This is a genomic window from Petrotoga mexicana DSM 14811 (assembly GCF_002895565.1).
Taxonomy (GTDB): domain Bacteria; phylum Thermotogota; class Thermotogae; order Petrotogales; family Petrotogaceae; genus Petrotoga; species Petrotoga mexicana.
Window position 1 is genome coordinate 34,021 of the sequence record NZ_AZRN01000013.1, and the last position, 18,531, is coordinate 52,551.

The following is an 18,531-nucleotide window of genomic DNA, read 5'->3' on the forward strand; positions in this document are numbered from 1 at the left end:
ACTTTTTTTATTTAAAAAAATTTTATCTATATATTTATAGTATAATACTTGAACGAAGTTGATGTTTTTCATATAAAAACATCAAGAAATACTATTCAGATAACAATAATATAAGGTTTAAACTTTAAAAAATGTGAATTAACAAATTCTTTGAAGATATTTGTGTGGAAATTAGGAGGGAAAGTTACTTGTAGAAAAAGACTTTAAAGGTAGTACCAACCATCCATTTTGATTCAAATTCTATTTTGTAATTTGCTAGTTCGCATAAATATTTAACCACCGCTAGGCCTAAGCCTGATCCTTTGGCGTAATTATTTGCTTCAGCACCACGATAGAATCTTTCAAAAATTCTTTTTTGTTCTTCTTCTCTTATACCTATACCTTCATCTTTTATTATGAGTTGGTCGCTTAGGAAATCGATGTATATGTCAGAATTTTCGTAAGAATATTTAATTGCATTGGAGAGCAAATTTCTAAAGATAGTGTACAATACAAACTTGTCACTTTTAATGGATTGAATTTGACAATTGAAGTGTAGCTTTACAGATTTTTCTTGTATTTTTTCATAAAGATCTTTTACTATTTCGTTGTATAGGGTAGTTGTATTTATCAATTCTTTTTTTAATTCATATTCTCCGAATTCTGCTTTTGAAAGAAGGGTTAATTGAGAAATAATATTTTCTATTCTGTCGAGAGATTCTTCGATTTTAGTAAGTTGTTTGGTAAATTGATTGTCTTTCATAAAGTCTTTGAGTATTTGAGTATTTCCTTTAGCTATGGTGAGAGGTGTTCTGAGTTCGTGGGATACTGAGGTTATGAAATCTTCTTTTACTTTTTTTAATAATTCAAATTCAGTTTTATCTTGCAATATCAAGAGTTGATATTCTTTTTTAAAGGTGAGCTTGCAAAACTTACTGTATCCTGCAAAGAAGTATATATTTGTTTCTATTTCGAAGTCTTCGTTATTCAAGATATGCTTTGCAAGTTGATCGATTTCATTGAAACTTATGGTGTTCAATAATTCTTTATTTTTCACAAAACCCCAAGCTTTGGCAGTTGCATTTACATTAAGAATATTTGTTTTATTTTCTAATTGCAATACAGCATCTTCTAAAGAATCAAATATGTTAAAGTCAAATGAATTAGTATTTTTCATCTTTATTTCTCACCGTTGTTATCTACCGTATAAGCGTTTTTGTTAAATTTGTATCCTACGTTTCTAATAGTTTTAATCCAATTTTTTCCTATTTTTGATCTGATCATGCTTATATGTACATCTATCACCCTATCTGTAATAAATTCGTCTCCAAACCAAATTTTATCTATAATCTCTTCTCTTGTGTAGACTTTTTCTGAATTTCTAGCTAATAGATCGAGTATTTCGAACTCTTTTGAAGTCAATTCAATATTTTTACCTTTATAAGTTACTAAATAATTGCTTGAGTATATTTCCATGGGTCCAAAAACCATTTTACTTTCAGATTTTTTGAGTCTTTTTAATAAAGCTCTAACCCTTGCTGTAACTTCTCTAGGATTGAAAGGCTTTGTAATATAATCGTCTGCCCCTGATTCAATTCCTAAGATTTTTTCTCCATCTGTATTTTTTGCAGAAATTATTATTATACCTATTTCTTTATTCAAAGCTCGAATTTTTGGTAATTCATCAACGGCGTTGCCATCAGGCAACATCAAATCTAGTAAGATTATATCAATGTTTGATTCTTTGTTCAAAACATTTCTCATTTGTGATAAAGTACCAGCTTCTAAGATTTCTAAGTCTTCTAATCGAAGATAAGTTTTTAATATATCTCGTATATCTTCATCGTCTTCAACAATTAAAACTTTTGGCATGAGAAAACCTCCATTTACAGATAGTCTTCGATTTCTTTGCCCGTTTCTATATAAACTATTTCTTCACAAAGATTTGTGGCATGATCAGCGATTCTTTCAATATCTCTTGCCAATAACACATAGGGAATAACAAGTTCTTTGTTAAAAGTTTCATCTTGTAATTTTTTCACAGCAATTTGTCTAAGTTGGTTTTCTAGCTCGTCTACTTCATCATCTCTTTTCCATATTTTTACAGCTTCTTCGATACTTCTCTCTCCGAATGCTTTATAGGAGTCTTTTATCATCTCTAGGGATATACCGAACATTTTTTTAATTTCTTTAGTATTTACTATATCCTTCAGATCAATATGCGCATAGATTTTAGTTTTTTCGGCAATATTGCAGGAAAGATCACCTATTCTTTCAAGATTGTTTGCGAATTTTATCATTGTTACTGCGTATCGTAGTTCTTTGGCTAAAGGACGAAATCTTGCTACGATTTGATAGACTGACTCTTCAATTTGGCGGTTTAAATCATCAATTTGATCATCTGCTTTTAAGACTTTTTCAGCTAATTCAAGGTTTTTATCTTCTAAAGCTTTAATAGAATTTTCAAAGGATCTTAAAACGACGGTTAAAAGCTTAGATATTTCACTTGTTAATCGTGTCATTTCAGTTTCAAAATGTGTGTAATCCATCTATTCCACTCCCCATTTTCTTGTATAATTTCTATTGTTTTTTTAACTATTCAATTTTTAGCTAATTCTACCATTTAAATAATCTTCTGTCAATTGTTCTTTGGGACTTTTTATAATGTCTTCTGTTTTTCCGGATTCGATTAGTTCTCCTTGAAACATAAAGTACATATAATCTGAAATTCTTATAGCTTGGGCTAGGTTATGAGTTACAATAATTATAGTATAATTTTCTGATAGGTGTTCAATTAGATTCTCAATTTTTTGTGTTGCTATAGGATCTAGAGCGGATGTAGGCTCATCTAATAGAATTATTTCGGGATCAATGGCGATAGCCCTAGCAATACACAAACGTTGTTGTTGTCCACCAGAAAGTGAGCTTGCTGGTTTGTCGAGATCGTCTTTTACTTCATCCCATAAAGCTGCTCTTTTTAATGCCGTTTCAATGATTTCATCCATTTTTCTGCCGTTTCTTGCTGTATGTAATTTTATACCGAAGGCAATGTTTTCATAAATAGACATGGGAAAAGGTACAGGTTTTTGAAAAACCATTCCTATTTTTTTTCGCAACAATGATAAATCAATATTATTTTCGTATATATTTTTCCCCTCAAATATTATTTCTCCACTTGTTCTATAACCAGGAATTTCATCGTTGATTCTATTTATACTTCTCAACAACGTGGATTTTCCACAACCCGAAGGTCCTATTATGGCACTGACTTTTTTCTTTTTAATTTCCATATTTATGTCTTTTAAAGCTTGTTTTTGATCGTACCAACCGTTAAAATTTTTTATTTCTATTGTGATTTCTTTTTCTACACTCAACTTTTTTGTTTTCCTCCTCTTATTTTAAATGCTATCGAATATATGACTAAAATAAGTATTATTAAGAATGCGGATGTTGCTTTCGCCATCCATTGTGCATTTTCTCCATATGCCATGGTTATAAAATATATGTGAGTTGGAAGAGTCATAACAGGATCGAGTAGAGAGTTTGGTAACTGAGTTGAATAAAAGACTGCACCAGTCAATAAGACAGGGGCGGTTTCTCCAATAACCCTTCCAGCGCCAATTAATATTGCGGTTATTATTCTGGTTTTTGCTGCTGGAAATAGTATTTTGTAAATAGTTTCCGTTTTTTTTGCTCCTAAAGCATAGGCTGATTCCCTTAATTCTCTTGGTAGAGATGCAAGGGCTTCTTTTACTGATGAGGATATTACAGGTAAAGTCATTATCGCTAAAGTTAAACTTCCACTTAGAAGCGATGTTCCAAATCCAAGAGTTATTGAGAAAAGAGCTAATCCAAATAGTCCGTAGACAACCGATGGAACACCAGATAAAGAGGTAACGGATATGTCAATTATTCTTCCTAATCTTGATTTTGATCCATATTCTGAAAGGAAGGTACCAGTGAGAACTCCTATTGGAATGGAAAATAATAAGATGAAAAATATCATCAACAGACTTCCCAATATGGCTGGTCCTATCCCACCGGCTGTCATTCCTTGACTGGGATATTCTACAAAAAAAGAAGGAGTAAAATATCTAGCACCATCTACTATAACTATTACAATTATTGACAATATTATACCAAAGGCAATATAACTGATGATTCTAAAGATTAATGATATAATAGAATCTATTCCCGTTTGTTTTTTCATCTTTTTCAACTCCTCGTTACTCTTCTAGATATCATTGTTAGAATAAAAGATATCGTTAACAAAATTAAACCCGCAACGAATAAAGCAGAGTAATGAATACTTCCAATAGGCACTTCTCCCATCTCGCTTGCTATAGCAGCGGTTAAAGGCCTAACTGGATCCCATATTGATTTGGGAATTATGGCAGCTCCGCCAGCAACCATTAATACAACAATAGTTTCCCCTATAATTCTATTTATTGTTAGAATTATTGAATTTAAAATTCCTGATAGTGCCGCTTTGCTTACTATTCTAAATCCGGCGATGAACCTGCTTGCTCCCAATGCTAAAGCACTTTCCTTTAGACTGATATCAACTGATGATAATGCTTCCTGCATGAGAGATGCGGCGTATGGTAGTGATAAAATAGATAGCCCAATTGCTGCTAATAGCAGATTACCTGTGGACCAAGCCCCAAAATTCATTAAGATAGGTGAAATATAAATGAATAAGAAAGACCCTATAATAACAGTTGGGATTCCAGATAGCAAATCTATTGCTGATTTTATAATTCTTTGTTCAGTGTTTGTGGCATAATCATACAAGAAAAATGCAATTATATACCCTATGGGTATAACTATAATAGAAGCGAAACCAGTTAAGATAAAAGAACCAGCAATCATTGCTAACATGCCATATTCGGGTGGATCATATGTTGGATACCAATACTTACTTGTAAAAATTTCAGCCCCAACTTCTGTCAGGGCTGGAATAGCATCTCTGATGATAAAAATGAATAGACCAATTAATGCTAAGATTCCCACCATTGCGACAACTGTGATTATACTTTGATTTACGATATTTTTTAAATCTCGTCTATTCACAAATAAAACACTCCTTTTAAAAGATAATCTTTTAAAATCCGTATGCTGCTACATATCCTGCTTGTTCAACTAATTCTTGACCTCGTTTTGATAACCCAAATGTCAAATATTGTTTAACTGGTCCAGTTTGAGGATAACCATTTGTTGCATCGATAAACATATACAATGGTCTTGAAATTGGATAAACAGAATTTAAAATATTCAGTTTTGTTGGTTGTACACCTTCGACTGATAAAACCTTTACGTCTTCAGTCACATAACCTACGCCTGTATAAGCTATGGCATATAAGTTCTGAGCAACCGCTTGTACTTCTGCGTGGGTTGATTCTAACATCTGAACTGTTGGTGCCATTCTTTTACCCTCTAAAACTTTTTCTACGAATGTTTCGTAAGTCCCTGAGGCTGTATTTCTTGAATATACAACAATTCTTTGGTTTGGTAAATTTGGGTCCAATTGGTTCCATCTAGTGATATCGCCAGAGTAAATACTTGCCAATTCTTCTATGGTGATATTGTCTATTCCAAGATTAGGATTAACTATAACGGCTATTCCATCGTATCCTAAAACAACGGGAATGAAATACTTACCTTCTTCATGCATCTGCTCTAATTCCGATTCTTTAAGCCATCTGCTTGAGTTTGCTATGTCTGTAGTTCCGTTGAATAAAGCTGCGATACCAGTTGAAGAACCCGCACCTTCCAAAGTAATTGTTAGATCGGGATACATATCTTTTAACTCTTCAATCCAAAGTTGAGCTACTGGAAAGATCGTGTTTGAACCTTTTAGAACGAGTGTTTCTGCAAAACTGAAAAGAGCTATACCTACTAAAACTAATGTTAATAATACTTTCTTCACAATATTTCCCTCCTTAATTTAAATTTTCAATGTAATTATAACAATCTTTTTTTTGGATAAAATCAAGTGATGTTAAGAAATATTAAGGAGGTACTCTTATTCATATTTAATCATACTTGATGGATCTAAAAAATAAAATTGTTATTACATTTTCATAAATTTTTTAGACTTTAATCTTTTCAAAATTTCAGAAATTTGTGCTATAATTTAATTGTACCGTCTTTACAAGAAACAAGTGATTTTATTAAGAAGCGTTAAGAGGTGTCTGATTATGTTGATTGAATCGAAAAGTTATGAGAAAGAGGTTGAAAAATTATTAAATCTTAGGCTTACCAAGAGAGAGAAAGAATTAATAAGAGCAGCTTATGATTTGGCGGAAACTGCTCATAGCGGTCAATTTAGAGATTCTGGTGAGGAATTTTTTGAGCATCCAAAAAGCGTTGGACTGATACTTGCTAGTTTAAAAATGGATGTAGACACTATCATAGCAGGTCTTTTGCACGATGTAGTTGAAGATTGTGGAGTCTCAATAGATAAAATAAAAGATCTTTTTGGGGTCGATGTTGCTAATATAGTTTCAGGTGTCACCAAGATTAGTAATTTAAAGCTCAACGAACGACTAAACGAAAATGACATGAAATCTTTAGAAAAAGTTGAAACTATAAGAAAGATGCTTTTTGCTATGTCTGAAGATATAAGAGTCATAATCGTTAAATTAGCTGATAGATTGCATAATATGAGAACTTTACAATTCGTCGACAGAAAAAAACAGATAGCCAAATCCGATGAAACTTTAAAAATATATGCCCCTATTGCCCATAGATTGGGTATTTATAAGATGAAGGAAGAGTTAGAAGATTTATCTTTTCGGTATTTGTATCCCGAGACATATTTTGATTTAAAGGCAAAAATTGAAGAAAAAATAAGGCTTGGACAAAATCGATTGAACGAATACGCGCAGATTATTAAACAAGAGCTAGATAATCAGAAAATAAAAGCAACCGTTGAAGGACGCTCTAAACATTTATATAGTATTTGGGATAAGATGATTCGAAAAGGAAAAACTTTAGATGAAATATATGACTATATTGCTCTTAGAATAATTACTGAGGATCAGAATAAATGTTACGCTGCTTTGGGAATAATTCATTCTATTTGGTCCCCTATTCCAGGAAGAATAAAAGATTATATTGCAACACCTAAATTCAATGGTTATAAATCACTGCATACAACTGTGATAACACATAAAGGTGATCCATTAGAAATACAAATTCGAGATTGGAAAATGCATGAAGAAGCCGAATACGGTTTAGCTGCTCATTGGGTTTATAAAGAGGGTGTTAGTCCGGAAAAATTAAAATTTCTTAATGATTTGATGGAGTTACATAAATATATAGCCCAAAATGCTTTTGAATTAAAAGACATCGAAACAAACCTTCTTTCAAAAGAAATTTTTGTATTTACACCCAAAGGAGAAATAATTCATTTGCCCAGAGGAGCAACACCTATTGATTTTGCTTTTGCTATTCATACTGAGGTTGGTAATCATTTTTCAGGAGCAAAAGTCAATGGTAAATTAGTTCCCATTTCATACAAATTGCAGACGGGTGATATAGTAGAGATACTGATCAATAGAAATTTTCAAGGACCTAGCATTGATTGGTTAAAATATGCTCATTCTCCTAAGACTATATCGAAGATAAAAAAATATTACCGACAAAAAAATGAAGTCGAGTTAATTGAAAAAGGTAAGGACAAGTTTAGAGAGCTGTCGAAAAAACTTAATTTTTCTATGGATGAAATCCTTGAGAAATTAAAAGAAATAGGATTTTACATTAAATATAACATAAAAAGTGACGATGAATTTTTTATTAAACTATCGTTAGAAGATATTAGTATTAATACTATTAGAAATATTTTTACCCTAAACGAAAAAGAAGAAGAAACAATCCCTACCGTCGAAAAATCTATTTCAAATAGAAAAGGGATCTCCGTTCTTGTTGATGGTGAAGAAGGTGTTGAGAGCTATTTCGCAAAATGTTGTATGCCTGTTCCGGGAGATGAAATTATAGGTGTGATAACTCGAAGAGGAATTGGTATACATAGAAAAGATTGTAAAAATATTCAAGATATTGATGAAAGTAAAAAGGTAACTGCTGAGTGGAACGAATACAATCAAAATAAATTTTCTACCGTATTAATGATTGATGTAGAGAGCAAAAATGTTTTAAATAACGTTAGAAATGTTATAAATAATGAAGGTGGACATATAGAAAAGTTTGAAATGACAGATAATTCTAATTACCTTAACATTAGGATATATCTAGCCGTCCAGAATTTAAAACATCTGAGCCTTTTAAGTAATAAATTGAAAAATTCTAAGGGTGTTTATTCTGTTAGGAGGGTATAATTTGAGGGCTGTAGTTCAAAGAGTTGCACAAGCATCCGTAACTATTTCTGATAATATTGTTGCGCAAATAGAAAAAGGACTTCTGGTTTTCTTGGGTATTTCAAAGAGCGATCAAGAATCAGATATTAGTTGGATGGCTGATAAGATTGTAAATCTGAGAATTTTCGAAGACGAACAAAATAAAATGAATAAATCTTTATTAGATGTTATGGGTGATGTGCTTGTTGTTTCTCAATTTACTTTATTTGGTGACTGTAGAAAAGGGAGGAGGCCGTCCTTCACTGATTCGGCAACTCCCGAGAAGGCTAAAGTTCTTTACGATGAGTTTCTTTCATACCTTAAAGAAAAATATCCTATAAACGTTCAACAAGGTGAGTTTCAAGCTCATATGAAAGTAAATATTATCAACGATGGTCCAGTGACTTTACTTTTAGATTCACAGAAACTATTTTGAATAAATAAAATATCATTTGATCGGAGGGATTTTATGAAAGAAATAGAAGTTACCGTTTTTGTCTACAACGAAGATCCATTTGAAGCGCATATTTCATCTGAAGGTGTTGAATCAGGAGTTAATCAATCTAATGTGCATAAAATATATTTAGGTTACGAAAAACCTCAAAAAGGTGTTGTTGTTAAATTCAAGCTACCTAACGGCGAAAAGAAATACGTTAGGGGTGAATAGATAACTCTATCTCTTTTATAATCTCACTAATATCAATTGGAGAGAATTTTAATATATCCTTTTTTATAGATTTGAAGGTATTTATAAAATATTTATTTTGATTTCCTGTACTTATTTCTAGGGAACACTCTATTAGTGCAGCTATTAAATCCGATGTTTTCACATATGCTCCATAATCATTTTCAAAAGGAGCATATATGTGTTTTTCAAATTTTATAAACTTCTCTTTAAGTATACTTTTATGGTTGTACCAATCTTTAATGAAGTCTTTTTCTATTTCTCCAATTATTTCTTCTAATCCGCTTACTTTTCTTTTAGTTGGGCTTATCACGTCACCTGTAAATGCTTCAGGCAAATCATGTAGTATTGAAGCAATCATAATATCGTAAATTTCTTTCATTTGTAAATTAGCTTTTAGAGCTAAAAGGTAAGAGATTAAAAAAACGAAAAAGGTATGTGAAGCTACAGAACTTTTGATATTTCTATGATTTTTGTTCCATCTTATCATAGTTACCAGTCTGGTTGATATTTCTAATAACTCATTTGCTAATTCTTTTATTTCTTTTTTATCTTGTATATCCATATTTTTTATTTTTGTTTGGTTTTTTCTTTTTGGCTCTTTGTAATATTCGGGAAAGACTCTTTCATTAATACTGGCTTCTTTTTGGGCGACAAGGAGGTTTATCATCCTTACTTTCTTTTCAGTTTCTTCATCAAAAGTATAATGAATTAATAGTTTTGAGCTAATATTGCTATCAAAATTTGATTCTACTTCTTTATAGGTTTTGTTAATTACTTCATCCCAAAGTTTTTTGCCTTTTTCTTCAATTTTGCTTTTGGTAGCCAATGATATGTCTGATAATACTATTTTAGGAATCGCTTCATATATTTTATTGTGCAATATTTTTACTAATTTTTCTTCTGATTCGTCAGAAAATACAAATAAACTTAAAAGGAGATTGTTGTATATGTTATCAGATTCGCTAAATCTTACAATTGCAGGATTGTTGTTCCATCTGTAGACTGTAAACAAATTAGAACTTTCTAAAAGAAAATTGCCAATGTTCATTCGCTCACCTTCTTAAATTTATCAAATATTTTTTGAGATGTTTTGATTTTCGCATTTCTTAATTATTTTAACACATTTTTTAATTCATGATTATTTGAATTGATGGTATAATTTATGTGTATTTTTAACAGAATAAAGAGAAAGGGGTTTGTATGTGAAAAGTATTTTCATAGCTGGCATTTCTGGATCAATTGGTCAACAAGCTTTAGAAGTGTTAAATAGTGAATGGTTTAAAGGTAATTTCAAGATAGTGGGGGGTTCCGTTTATAAAAATTGGGATAAATTGAAAGAAGCAATCAACAAATATAGTTTAATTAGTGCTGGAATAGTTGAAAATAATGAAAAAATTCCTAAAGATTATAATGGATGTAGAATTTTTACTGGTGTAGATGCTGTTGAAAGGAGCATGGAGTTTTGTAATCCTGATTATACTCTGATTGCAACTTCTGGTTTTTCTGGTGTTAAAAACACTTTAAAGGCTATCGATGTCTCTCAGCGGATATGTTTGGCAAATAAAGAATCGATTGTATGTGGTGGCAATTATATTTTGGATTATGCTAGTAATTTCAAAAAGGAGATAATTCCAGTTGATAGTGAACATAGTGCAATATTTCAACTTTTAATGGGAGAAAGTTCGACTCCAGAAAAGATTATATTAACGGCTAGCGGTGGTGCTTTAAGAGATTACCCTGTTGAAGCCCTTGAAAATGTTTCAGTGAAGGAAGTGTTGGACCATCCTGTTTGGTCCATGGGGAAAAGAATAACCGTTGATTCTGCATCGATGGTAAATAAGTCTCTCGAATTATTTGAAGCTTATTATTTATTTAAAATCAACAATATCGAGGTAGCTATCAATAGAAACAGTAGAATTCATTCTATGGTTCAATTTTCTGATGGGGTAATTAAGATGCATTATGGAGTAGCCGATATGAAAATTCCAATAGCTTTTTCGATTTCTTATCCGGAACGGAATTTTGTTTTTGAAAAACCTGATTTATTTTCAGAGAAGATACGCTTCGAAAGAGTAGATTTTGATAAGTACCCCTCTTTGAAATTAGCTTATAGCATTCTGGGGAATGCCCCTTTACAGAATGCATTTAATGCTGCCGATGAGATAGCAGTGGACAGTTTTTTAAATGGTTTAATTAAATTTGGAGATATTTATCGTGTTATATACAAGACGGTAAATGAGATGCAAATTCAGTTTTCATTTTCCAATAGCTTGAGTTTTAATAATTTTGATGATATACTTAAAGTGGATAAAATCAGTAGAGATATAGCGAAAAAATATATTATGGAGGTTACCGAATGACCGTTCTATTATCAATTATTTGGTTTTTGATTATCATATCCGTTATTGTGGTTGTGCATGAATTTGGGCATTTTATTTTTGCTAAAATTTTCAAGACGAGAGTGGATGAGTTTTCTATAGGTTTTGGCCCAGCATTATTCAAGATCCCAGGTAAAGAAACTACCTTTCGATTCAATATTGTTCCTTTGGGCGGCTATGTAAGATTGGCTGGTGAAGAGGTATTAGAAGAAGGTTATAAGGATACTGATCCTGCACTGTTTTACAATAAGAAACCTTTTCAGAAATTTTTGATAGCTTTTGCAGGTCCTTTGTTTTCTTTTCTTTTAGGTTATTTTCTTTTTGTAGGAATAGCAGGTGTCTACGGGTTCCCAGAGGTGATTGTTGAGAGAGTAGGAAGGGACAGCGTCGCCGCCCAAGCAGGTCTTGAACCTGGCGACATTATTAAAAAAGCAAACGGTGATTATGTATTTAATCCTTCGATTTTAGAGTTGGGAATAGCTTCTGGGAAGCCATTAGAGTTAACTGTTATAAGAAACGGAGAGGAAGTTAATGTTACCTTGATTCCAGAACCTACCAATGATAGAGCAATTTTTACTTTATATGGTATTGAAAATCCCGAATCGATTAATCTGAAAAACAAAGAGATTGTTTCACTAAATGGAGAAGAAGATTTATATACGGTTATGAGTCGAATGGAAAATGGCGATCCAATAGAGATACAGTTAGAAGATGGAACTATTATTGAAGGTAAGTTATCTCAATATTCTTATTATCCACCCATGTATGAAACAGGTATCATTTACGCTACTTTCTCAAATGTTGTTGCAAATGGTAACAATGTTTTTCAAGAGGGAGATAGAATAGTTGAAATTAATGGTGTACCGATTACTAACGGTTCTGATTTGCAAAATGTAATTTATCAAATTCAGTTAAATTCAGGAGAATTAATGTTCGCTGTTTCTGGTAACGAAATTATTAATGAGTATAAGCCTTTTAAAGATAATACTCTTGAGTTGTTAGTAGAAAGAAACGGACAAACAATTAATATTAATTTATCCAAAGAAGAATTTTTAGATTTTATAGTTCAACCGGGAGTTTTAGAGGCACCATATGAAAATTGGCACCCCAAAGGTATTGAGGCACTTACAGTCCCCATTCAATGGGCAAATAATTTGATTTCTTTAACTTTCAGATCTTTTGGGCAATTATTCACAGGCCAGCTGAGCGCTGATCAGCTAGCAGGTCCGGTTGGAGCAGCTGCCATAATAGGGCAGGCAGCGATGGTAGGGTTCGATGCTATTTTAAATTTAACCGCTTTGATAACTATCAGTTTAGGAGTTTTTAATTTGATTCCAATCCCCGGTTTAGATGGTGGCAGAATCGTTTTTTCTATTTACGAAATGATAACTAGAAAAAGGGTAAGTCCAAAAGTAGAGGCGATAGTGAATACAATAGGATTTTTATTCTTAATATTTTTGATGATCTTTGTCACTTATAACGATATAATGAGGTTTTTTTAATGAGGTGTTCTAAATGTTCTCACAAAAAGTAGTGAATGTTGGTGGAGTTAAAATTGGTGGGAAGCACCCCATCGTTATTCAAAGTATGACGAATACAGATACAACAAATGTTGAGGAAACTCTGTTGCAAATTGAACGATTGAAAAACTCTGGTGCTCAGATTGTAAGGGTGTCAGTGAGAAGCAAGGATGATATTCAACCTTTTAGTGAAATTGTAAAAAAGGCTCAAGTCCCTTTAGTTGCAGATATTCATTTTGATTACAGAATAGCGATAGAATCTATTAAAGCCGGTGCCTCGAAAGTTAGAATAAACCCAGGCAATATTGGCTCAGATGTTAAAATACGAGAAATAGTTAAAGTTGCTAAGGATTATAACGTCCCAATAAGAGTAGGTTCGAATTCTGGCTCGATCGCTAAAGAATTTTCTAATTTACCTAGACATAAAGCATTGGCTGAAAGTGCTTTAAAAGAAGTTAGATTATTAGAAAAAGAAGGTTTTTACGATATCGTGGTTTCTGTCAAATCAGTTGATGCAAAAGAAACCTTCGTAGCCAATCAATATCTTTCTCGGTTGATACCTTATCCTTTTCATATAGGGGTTACTGAAGCGGGTGTTTTTGAAGACGCTGTTATATTGTCTTCAGCAGGTTTGGGTTCTTTACTTATAAACGACATAGGAGATACCATTAGAATATCCATAAGTGGGGATCCGGTCAGAGAAGTTGAATTGGCAAAAAATTTGTTAATAGCCTTAGGTTTAAGAACTGGGGTAAGAGTTATAGCCTGTCCAACTTGTGCAAGGGCAGAGATTGATGTTGAAAGGTTAGCTTACGAGGTAAAAAAAATGTTAAAAGACAAAGAGGTTAAAAAAAATATTACCGTTGCGGTTATGGGATGTGTGGTTAACGGCCCTGGCGAAGCTAAGCATTCTGATATTGCTATAGTTGGGACCAAAAATTCATCAGCGGCTATTTTCCTTAAAGGAGAACTTTTCGGGACCTTTAAGAGAAGTGAGATAAAAGAGAAACTTTTTGAAATTATAGAAGAGGTTCAGAATTCTTAATTGAAGAAGGAAAAATTATGGAGATAGATCCTATCACCCAAAAAAAAACGGATAAAGAGTTGAAAAAAAGGAAGATAAAAAAATCAAAAGATCAAGATGTTACTGCTTCTGAAGTAAAAGAAAAAGAAGGTTTTTTTGATATACTAGTTGATACGAATATAAAAATCAGCGAGAGTGAGCTAAGGAGTTTGATTGATAATATTCTTAAATTAGGAAACAACTTTGTGAAATCTCCAACTCAATCTAATCTAAGAGAGTACAGAAATTCTATCAAAGATTTCCTTAAAAGATTAGAAAAACATTGGTATGTGATAAAAAACGATCTTGATTTTAAAAACGCAACACCTCAACTACATATGGTCGCAGAAGTAGTTGATGACAAACTAATGGAATTGACTGATATGATTTTAAAAAGAGAGAAAAATACATTATTATACGCATCAAAAATTGAAGAAATAAACGGATTGGTTTTAGATTTGTACAAATAATAAGTAGTATAGAAGGTGCTTCTTTTGCATAATTCATTCTTTTATGATACAATAGAGAAAATTCAATCAAAAATAGATGATATAAAAGCCAGTTCCTTGTGTTTTGTTTGTGAAGATAATTTCATTTTAAATAATTTTAGAGATGATCTATTAAATTCGGTTTTGGATTTCAATAAGTTGGATACCTTAATTATAAAACCTAGTGGTGGAAATATTAAGATAGAGCAAATTAGGGATGTGGAAGAGTTTTTAATGTATAAACCTAACTATGCAAAGGTGAAGGTTGTTTTTTTTGAGGATATTGATAGATTGAATATAGAAGCAGCAAATGCTGCGCTCAAATTAATTGAAGAACCTCCTGAATACGCTTTGGTATTTGGAACAACTACGAGATGGAATTATTTGTTACCTACCATAAAAAGTCGTTTTATAAGGTTTGACCTTTCTATTCCTTTAGTTTTAATCGAGGATATCAATACCAAATATAAGGAAACTGCAATTTATTTCAATTTTTTTCGACATTATGATTCAGGGGTTCTATTGTTTTTGAATGATGAAAATACTGATATATCTCGGATTAAAGATGAGGTAGATCGGATAGTCAATTTTTCAGTTAACGATGTTGATGAATTATTAAATAATTTCAAATTGCCACTTGATTTGCCAGAGAACAAACTGAAATTTGCTCTTTCTTATTATAAATTGTGGAATATATTAATAAATTTAAATGATAAAGAGTTCTTTTATCTAATAAAAGATATTTCCCAAATAAAAAATGATGTAGAAAATTTAACTTTTTTACGTAATATATCCACCTTAGGTACGATTCTTTTGAGAGATGCGATGGTTTTTTTGAATTCTTCCAAGTGGAAATTTTTTTGGAATAATTCACTTGTTTATTTCTTTGGATTAAACGAACATATCCTTAATCTAGAGCAACTTAAAGACACTGTCTCATATCTGAATAGGATGTCTACGATGAGATTAGCTAACTTTAATTTTGAAATGGAAATATTTACTCATTTTTTTAGAATTAAGAGATGCTTTATTAAAACAATTAAATAACAACAATGGGAGTGAAACCTTTTGATAGATCTAAAAGCTGAAGTTTATGGGGTAGAGTTGGAAAAATTAGGCCCCATTCACTATTATAATTATTTAGGAATTGAAAAAATTAATATATTTGATTATGTATTGGTTCAAACAGAAAACGGAATAGAAGTTGGAAGAGTTGTAATCGGGCCTGTTACTATGAGGTTTGAAGAAATTGGTTATGAACCTAACTCAATAATTAGAAAGGTTTCAGACGAAGACAAAAAGCAAGTAGAAGAAAACGTTCAAAAAGCTGAAGAAGTTGCACAATATGCAAAACAAATGGTTAAGGAATTAGGGTTAAAAATGAGAATTCTTAATGCTGATTTTACTTTTGATAGATCAAAATTAGTAATTTACTTTGGTTCCGATGTCAGAATAGATTTTAGAGAATTGGTAAAGATATTAGCTAAAAGGTACAAAACAAGAATCGAACTTAAACAGGTAGGAGCTAGAGATGAAGTAAAGATGATAGGATCAATTGGTTTATGTGGGCAAGAAGCTTGTTGTAGTAGATTTTTAAGAGATTTTTCTTCTATAAAGATGGAGCTAGCTAAAACCCAACAAATGATGATCAACACCGCAAAAATCTCAGGCAGATGCGGAAAACTACTTTGCTGTTTGAAATATGAGAATGATTTTTACAAAGAAGTCCTTAAAAATGTTCCCAATGAGAATACTACAATAGAATACGATGGAAAGCCAGCCAGAGTTGTAACGGTCAACGTGTTCTTAAAGGAAGTTTCACTACAAGTAATAGAAGAAAATCAACCAATCTTAATCAAAGTTCCTTTTTCCTATTTCAACAATAGTAACTCTCAAAATGAGTGATCATATGAGAACACTAGCGGCTATATTCATAACAATAGGCATTTTGTTTGTAATAATAGGGTTGATGTTTGCGTTTAATATAAAAATTGGAAGACTCCCCGGAGATATAATAATAAAAAGAGAAAATTTTGTTTTATATATTCCTATTACAACCATGCTTATTGTAAGTGGGTTAGTTACATTGTTATCAATTATCATTCGAAGATTTTTCTAATACTAGTTCTAAATTCTTTGGAGGTGGATTCATTGAAAAAAAGTTTAAAAGAGCTAAAAAGCTTGTCATCAGTCGCCAGAGGAGATATATTGAAGATGACTACTGTGGCTAATTCTGGTCATCCCGCAGGATCTATGTCTTCAATTGACATGTTTTTATCGGTATTGAATAGGGCAAATATATTTCCGGAAGATCCTTTCAATCCAGATAGAGATAGGATTGTGGTTAGTCATGGTCACACTTCCCCTGGTTTTTATGTGGCTTTAGCAAGGATGGGCTTTATTGACATTGAAGAAGTTATTTCAGGATTCAGATATGCTGGCAGTATATTTGAAGGGCATGTTACCCGTGGGATACCAGGTGTCGAGTGGTCAACAGGGAATTTAGGTCAAGGTTTATCAGCTGGGATAGGAATGGCTTTGGCAGCAAAGAAGAGGAAAAAAGACTATAGAGTTTACGTTTTTAGTAGTGATGGAGAAAGTTCAAAAGGTCAAATTGCTGAAGCTAGAAGAACTGCGATAAAAGAAGGCCTAAATAACCTAATTGTATTACTTGATTACAACGATATTCAAATATCTGGAAGAGCTAGAGATATATTATCCGTAAATATAGTTGGAGAATATGAAGCAGCTGGTTGGAATGTAATAGAAATTGATGGTCACAATTTCGAGCAGATCAATAAGGCATTAGAAGTAGCTGAAAATGAGCCGCTAAGGCCAACTGTGATTGTAGCAAAAACGATTATAGGAAAAGGGGTTTCTTTTATGGAAAACACCCCAACCTATCACGGTAAAGCACTCACTAAAGAACAGTTAAATAAGGCTTTAGAAGAATTAGGTTTAGAAAACGATGTGGAAAAGTACATTGAAAAAAGAAAAAATATGGCTTTATCTAGGGAAAAAATAAATTATCCAAATATTGAATTGAAGGTTGAAACCGGACAACCCATAGTGTATGAGAAGGGAGAAAAGGTGGCTAATCGTAACGCCTTTGGGAATGCTATTGCTCATCTCGCAAAACTGAATATGGCTAACTTTCCAGTAGTTGCGATCGATTGTGATTTGAAACCATCCGTTAAATTGGAAAAATTTGAAAAAGTCAATCCTGAGGGTTACATTCAAATTGGTATTGAGGAACATAACGCTGCTACCATTGGGGGTGCGTTATCTGTTAATGGAGTCTTGACTTTTTTTTCTGATTTTGGGGTTTTTGGTTTAGACGAGACATTTAATCAACAAAGATTAAACGATATTAATCACACTAATTTGAAAACCGTTGTCACCCACTGTGGTATCGATGTTGGAGAAGATGGTAAGACCCATCATGAAGTCAATTATATTGGGATAGTCAGAAGTTTATACCATACTAAACTGATCGTACCTTGTGATGCCAATCAAACTGATAAAACGATTAGATATGCTGCAAAAGTTCCTGGTAACTTTGTAATTGCTATGGGAAGATCTAGCTTGCCAATCTTGTTAGATGAAGAGGGTAACGTTTATTACGATAACGATTATAACTTTGAGTATGGGAAGTTGGATGTTTTTAGAAAAGGTAAAGATCTAACAGTATTCACGTACGGAAGTTTTGCTCATTTGGCGGTGGAAGCAGCTGATAAGCTGAAAGAAGAAGGTATTCATATTACAGTTATTGGTGTACCAACTCCTTTAGATTTCGATATTACTGATGTTAAAGAATATGTAGACAATAATATTGTATTAACTTTAGAAGATCACAACGTAGAAAATGGTTTGTCAAATGAACTGTCAAAAGCTATGATCAGAAATTCTTTGAAACCTTCTTATTTTGAACCTATGGGATTAAAAGAATATGCTCCGTCTGGAACGATTAAAGATTTGCTAAAAGTTCTTGGATTTGACGTAGAGTCATTGGTAAAAAAGATGAAAGGATTAATTGAAAACAAATGAAGTATGAGGGT

At 32.2% G+C, this 18,531-nt stretch carries 19 protein-coding genes; 11 read left to right on the forward strand and 8 right to left on the reverse strand.

Going from position 1 to position 18,531, the window contains the following annotated elements; all coding sequences use genetic code 11:
- Positions 1–184 precede the first annotated feature (184 nt).
- The 7 genes from X927_RS04415 to X927_RS04445 all read right to left on the reverse strand — a co-directional run bounded on the left by X927_RS04415 (position 185) and on the right by X927_RS04445 (position 5,908).
- A complete protein-coding gene (locus X927_RS04415) occupies positions 185–1,156 on the reverse strand; it encodes a sensor histidine kinase (RefSeq protein ID WP_103076891.1) in 972 nt (323 codons plus the stop codon).
- 2 nt (positions 1,157–1,158) lie between these two features.
- Entirely contained in the window at positions 1,159–1,851 is a 693-nt protein-coding gene (locus X927_RS04420; RefSeq protein ID WP_103076892.1) for a response regulator transcription factor, read from the reverse strand.
- Between the two features lie 14 nt (positions 1,852–1,865).
- Complete coding sequence (gene phoU, locus X927_RS04425) at positions 1,866–2,528, reverse strand: phosphate signaling complex protein PhoU (protein WP_103076893.1); 663 nt, start codon at positions 2,526–2,528, stop codon at positions 1,866–1,868.
- A gap of 57 nt (positions 2,529–2,585) precedes the next feature.
- A complete protein-coding gene (pstB, locus tag X927_RS04430) occupies positions 2,586–3,353 on the reverse strand; it encodes a phosphate ABC transporter ATP-binding protein PstB (protein ID WP_103076894.1) in 768 nt (255 codons plus the stop codon).
- Complete coding sequence (gene pstA / locus X927_RS04435) at positions 3,350–4,189, reverse strand: phosphate ABC transporter permease PstA (protein WP_169925132.1); 840 nt, start codon at positions 4,187–4,189, stop codon at positions 3,350–3,352. Before pstA ends, pstB begins: the two co-directional genes overlap by 4 nt.
- 5 nt (positions 4,190–4,194) lie before the next feature.
- A complete protein-coding gene (locus tag X927_RS04440) occupies positions 4,195–5,013 on the reverse strand; it encodes an ABC transporter permease subunit (protein ID WP_169925136.1) in 819 nt (272 codons plus the stop codon).
- Between the two features lie 70 nt (positions 5,014–5,083).
- Positions 5,084–5,908, reverse strand: a complete 825-nt coding sequence (locus tag X927_RS04445) for a phosphate ABC transporter substrate-binding protein PstS family protein (RefSeq protein ID WP_103076897.1) — start codon at positions 5,906–5,908, stop codon at positions 5,084–5,086.
- 271 nt (positions 5,909–6,179) lie between these two features.
- On the opposite strand from X927_RS04445, the gene X927_RS04450 reads away from it, so the two are divergent.
- The 3 genes from X927_RS04450 to X927_RS04460 are packed head-to-tail and all read left to right on the forward strand — an operon-like array spanning position 6,180 to position 9,003.
- Positions 6,180–8,318: a RelA/SpoT family protein gene (locus X927_RS04450; RefSeq protein WP_103076898.1), complete on the forward strand. Its 2,139-nt coding sequence runs from the start codon at positions 6,180–6,182 to the stop codon at positions 8,316–8,318.
- 1 nt (position 8,319) lies between these two features.
- Positions 8,320–8,772, forward strand: a complete 453-nt coding sequence (dtd, locus tag X927_RS04455; protein ID WP_103076899.1) for a D-aminoacyl-tRNA deacylase — start codon at positions 8,320–8,322, stop codon at positions 8,770–8,772.
- A 33-nt stretch (positions 8,773–8,805) separates the two neighbouring features.
- The gene (locus X927_RS04460; RefSeq protein ID WP_103076900.1) at positions 8,806–9,003 is read left to right on the forward strand and encodes a hypothetical protein; all 198 of its coding nucleotides are present in this window, start codon (positions 8,806–8,808) and stop codon (positions 9,001–9,003) included.
- Here X927_RS04460 and X927_RS04465 read toward each other — a convergent pair.
- On the reverse strand, positions 8,990–10,072 hold the full coding sequence (locus tag X927_RS04465; RefSeq protein ID WP_103076901.1) for an HD domain-containing protein: 1,083 nt from the start codon (positions 10,070–10,072) through the stop codon (positions 8,990–8,992). The two genes, X927_RS04460 and X927_RS04465, sit on opposite strands and share 14 nt — an antisense overlap.
- Positions 10,073–10,226: 154 nt before the next feature.
- Here X927_RS04465 and dxr point away from each other — a divergent pair, with 154 nt between their 5' ends.
- The 8 genes from dxr to X927_RS04505 are packed head-to-tail and all read left to right on the forward strand — an operon-like array spanning position 10,227 to position 18,520.
- Positions 10,227–11,384: a 1-deoxy-D-xylulose-5-phosphate reductoisomerase gene (gene dxr / locus X927_RS04470; RefSeq protein ID WP_103076902.1), complete on the forward strand. Its 1,158-nt coding sequence runs from the start codon at positions 10,227–10,229 to the stop codon at positions 11,382–11,384.
- On the forward strand, positions 11,381–12,904 hold the full coding sequence (gene rseP, locus X927_RS04475) for an RIP metalloprotease RseP (RefSeq protein WP_103076903.1): 1,524 nt from the start codon (positions 11,381–11,383) through the stop codon (positions 12,902–12,904). The genes dxr and rseP overlap by 4 nt, the downstream gene beginning before the upstream one ends.
- A gap of 13 nt (positions 12,905–12,917) precedes the next feature.
- A complete protein-coding gene (gene ispG, locus X927_RS04480; protein WP_103076904.1) occupies positions 12,918–13,967 on the forward strand; it encodes a flavodoxin-dependent (E)-4-hydroxy-3-methylbut-2-enyl-diphosphate synthase in 1,050 nt (349 codons plus the stop codon).
- A gap of 17 nt (positions 13,968–13,984) precedes the next feature.
- Positions 13,985–14,455, forward strand: coding sequence for a YaaR family protein (locus tag X927_RS04485; protein WP_103076905.1), 471 nt, complete (start codon positions 13,985–13,987; stop codon positions 14,453–14,455).
- A gap of 24 nt (positions 14,456–14,479) precedes the next feature.
- The gene (locus X927_RS04490; protein WP_169925133.1) at positions 14,480–15,520 is read left to right on the forward strand and encodes a hypothetical protein; all 1,041 of its coding nucleotides are present in this window, start codon (positions 14,480–14,482) and stop codon (positions 15,518–15,520) included.
- Between the two features lie 21 nt (positions 15,521–15,541).
- Complete coding sequence (locus tag X927_RS04495; protein WP_103076907.1) at positions 15,542–16,378, forward strand: PSP1 domain-containing protein; 837 nt, start codon at positions 15,542–15,544, stop codon at positions 16,376–16,378.
- 4 nt (positions 16,379–16,382) lie between these two features.
- Positions 16,383–16,592, forward strand: a complete 210-nt coding sequence (locus tag X927_RS04500; protein WP_103076908.1) for a DUF2905 domain-containing protein — start codon at positions 16,383–16,385, stop codon at positions 16,590–16,592.
- A 32-nt stretch (positions 16,593–16,624) separates the two neighbouring features.
- Positions 16,625–18,520: a transketolase gene (locus X927_RS04505; protein ID WP_103076909.1), complete on the forward strand. Its 1,896-nt coding sequence runs from the start codon at positions 16,625–16,627 to the stop codon at positions 18,518–18,520.
- Positions 18,521–18,531: the final 11 nt, after the last annotated feature.

Coding starts and splice junctions, on each gene's coding strand:
- X927_RS04415 (WP_103076891.1), bottom strand. CDS start 1,156: ATGAAAAATACTAATTCATTTGACTTTAACATATTTGATTCTTTAGAA.
- X927_RS04420 (WP_103076892.1), bottom strand. CDS start 1,851: ATGCCAAAAGTTTTAATTGTTGAAGACGATGAAGATATACGAGATATA.
- phoU (WP_103076893.1), bottom strand. CDS start 2,528: ATGGATTACACACATTTTGAAACTGAAATGACACGATTAACAAGTGAA.
- pstA (WP_169925132.1), bottom strand. CDS start 4,189: ATGAAAAAACAAACGGGAATAGATTCTATTATATCATTAATCTTTAGA.
- X927_RS04450 (WP_103076898.1), top strand. CDS start 6,180: ATGTTGATTGAATCGAAAAGTTATGAGAAAGAGGTTGAAAAATTATTA.
- X927_RS04460 (WP_103076900.1), top strand. CDS start 8,806: ATGAAAGAAATAGAAGTTACCGTTTTTGTCTACAACGAAGATCCATTT.
- X927_RS04465 (WP_103076901.1), bottom strand. CDS start 10,072: ATGAACATTGGCAATTTTCTTTTAGAAAGTTCTAATTTGTTTACAGTC.
- rseP (WP_103076903.1), top strand. CDS start 11,381: ATGACCGTTCTATTATCAATTATTTGGTTTTTGATTATCATATCCGTT.
- ispG (WP_103076904.1), top strand. CDS start 12,918: ATGTTCTCACAAAAAGTAGTGAATGTTGGTGGAGTTAAAATTGGTGGG.
- X927_RS04485 (WP_103076905.1), top strand. CDS start 13,985: ATGGAGATAGATCCTATCACCCAAAAAAAAACGGATAAAGAGTTGAAA.
- X927_RS04500 (WP_103076908.1), top strand. CDS start 16,383: ATGAGAACACTAGCGGCTATATTCATAACAATAGGCATTTTGTTTGTA.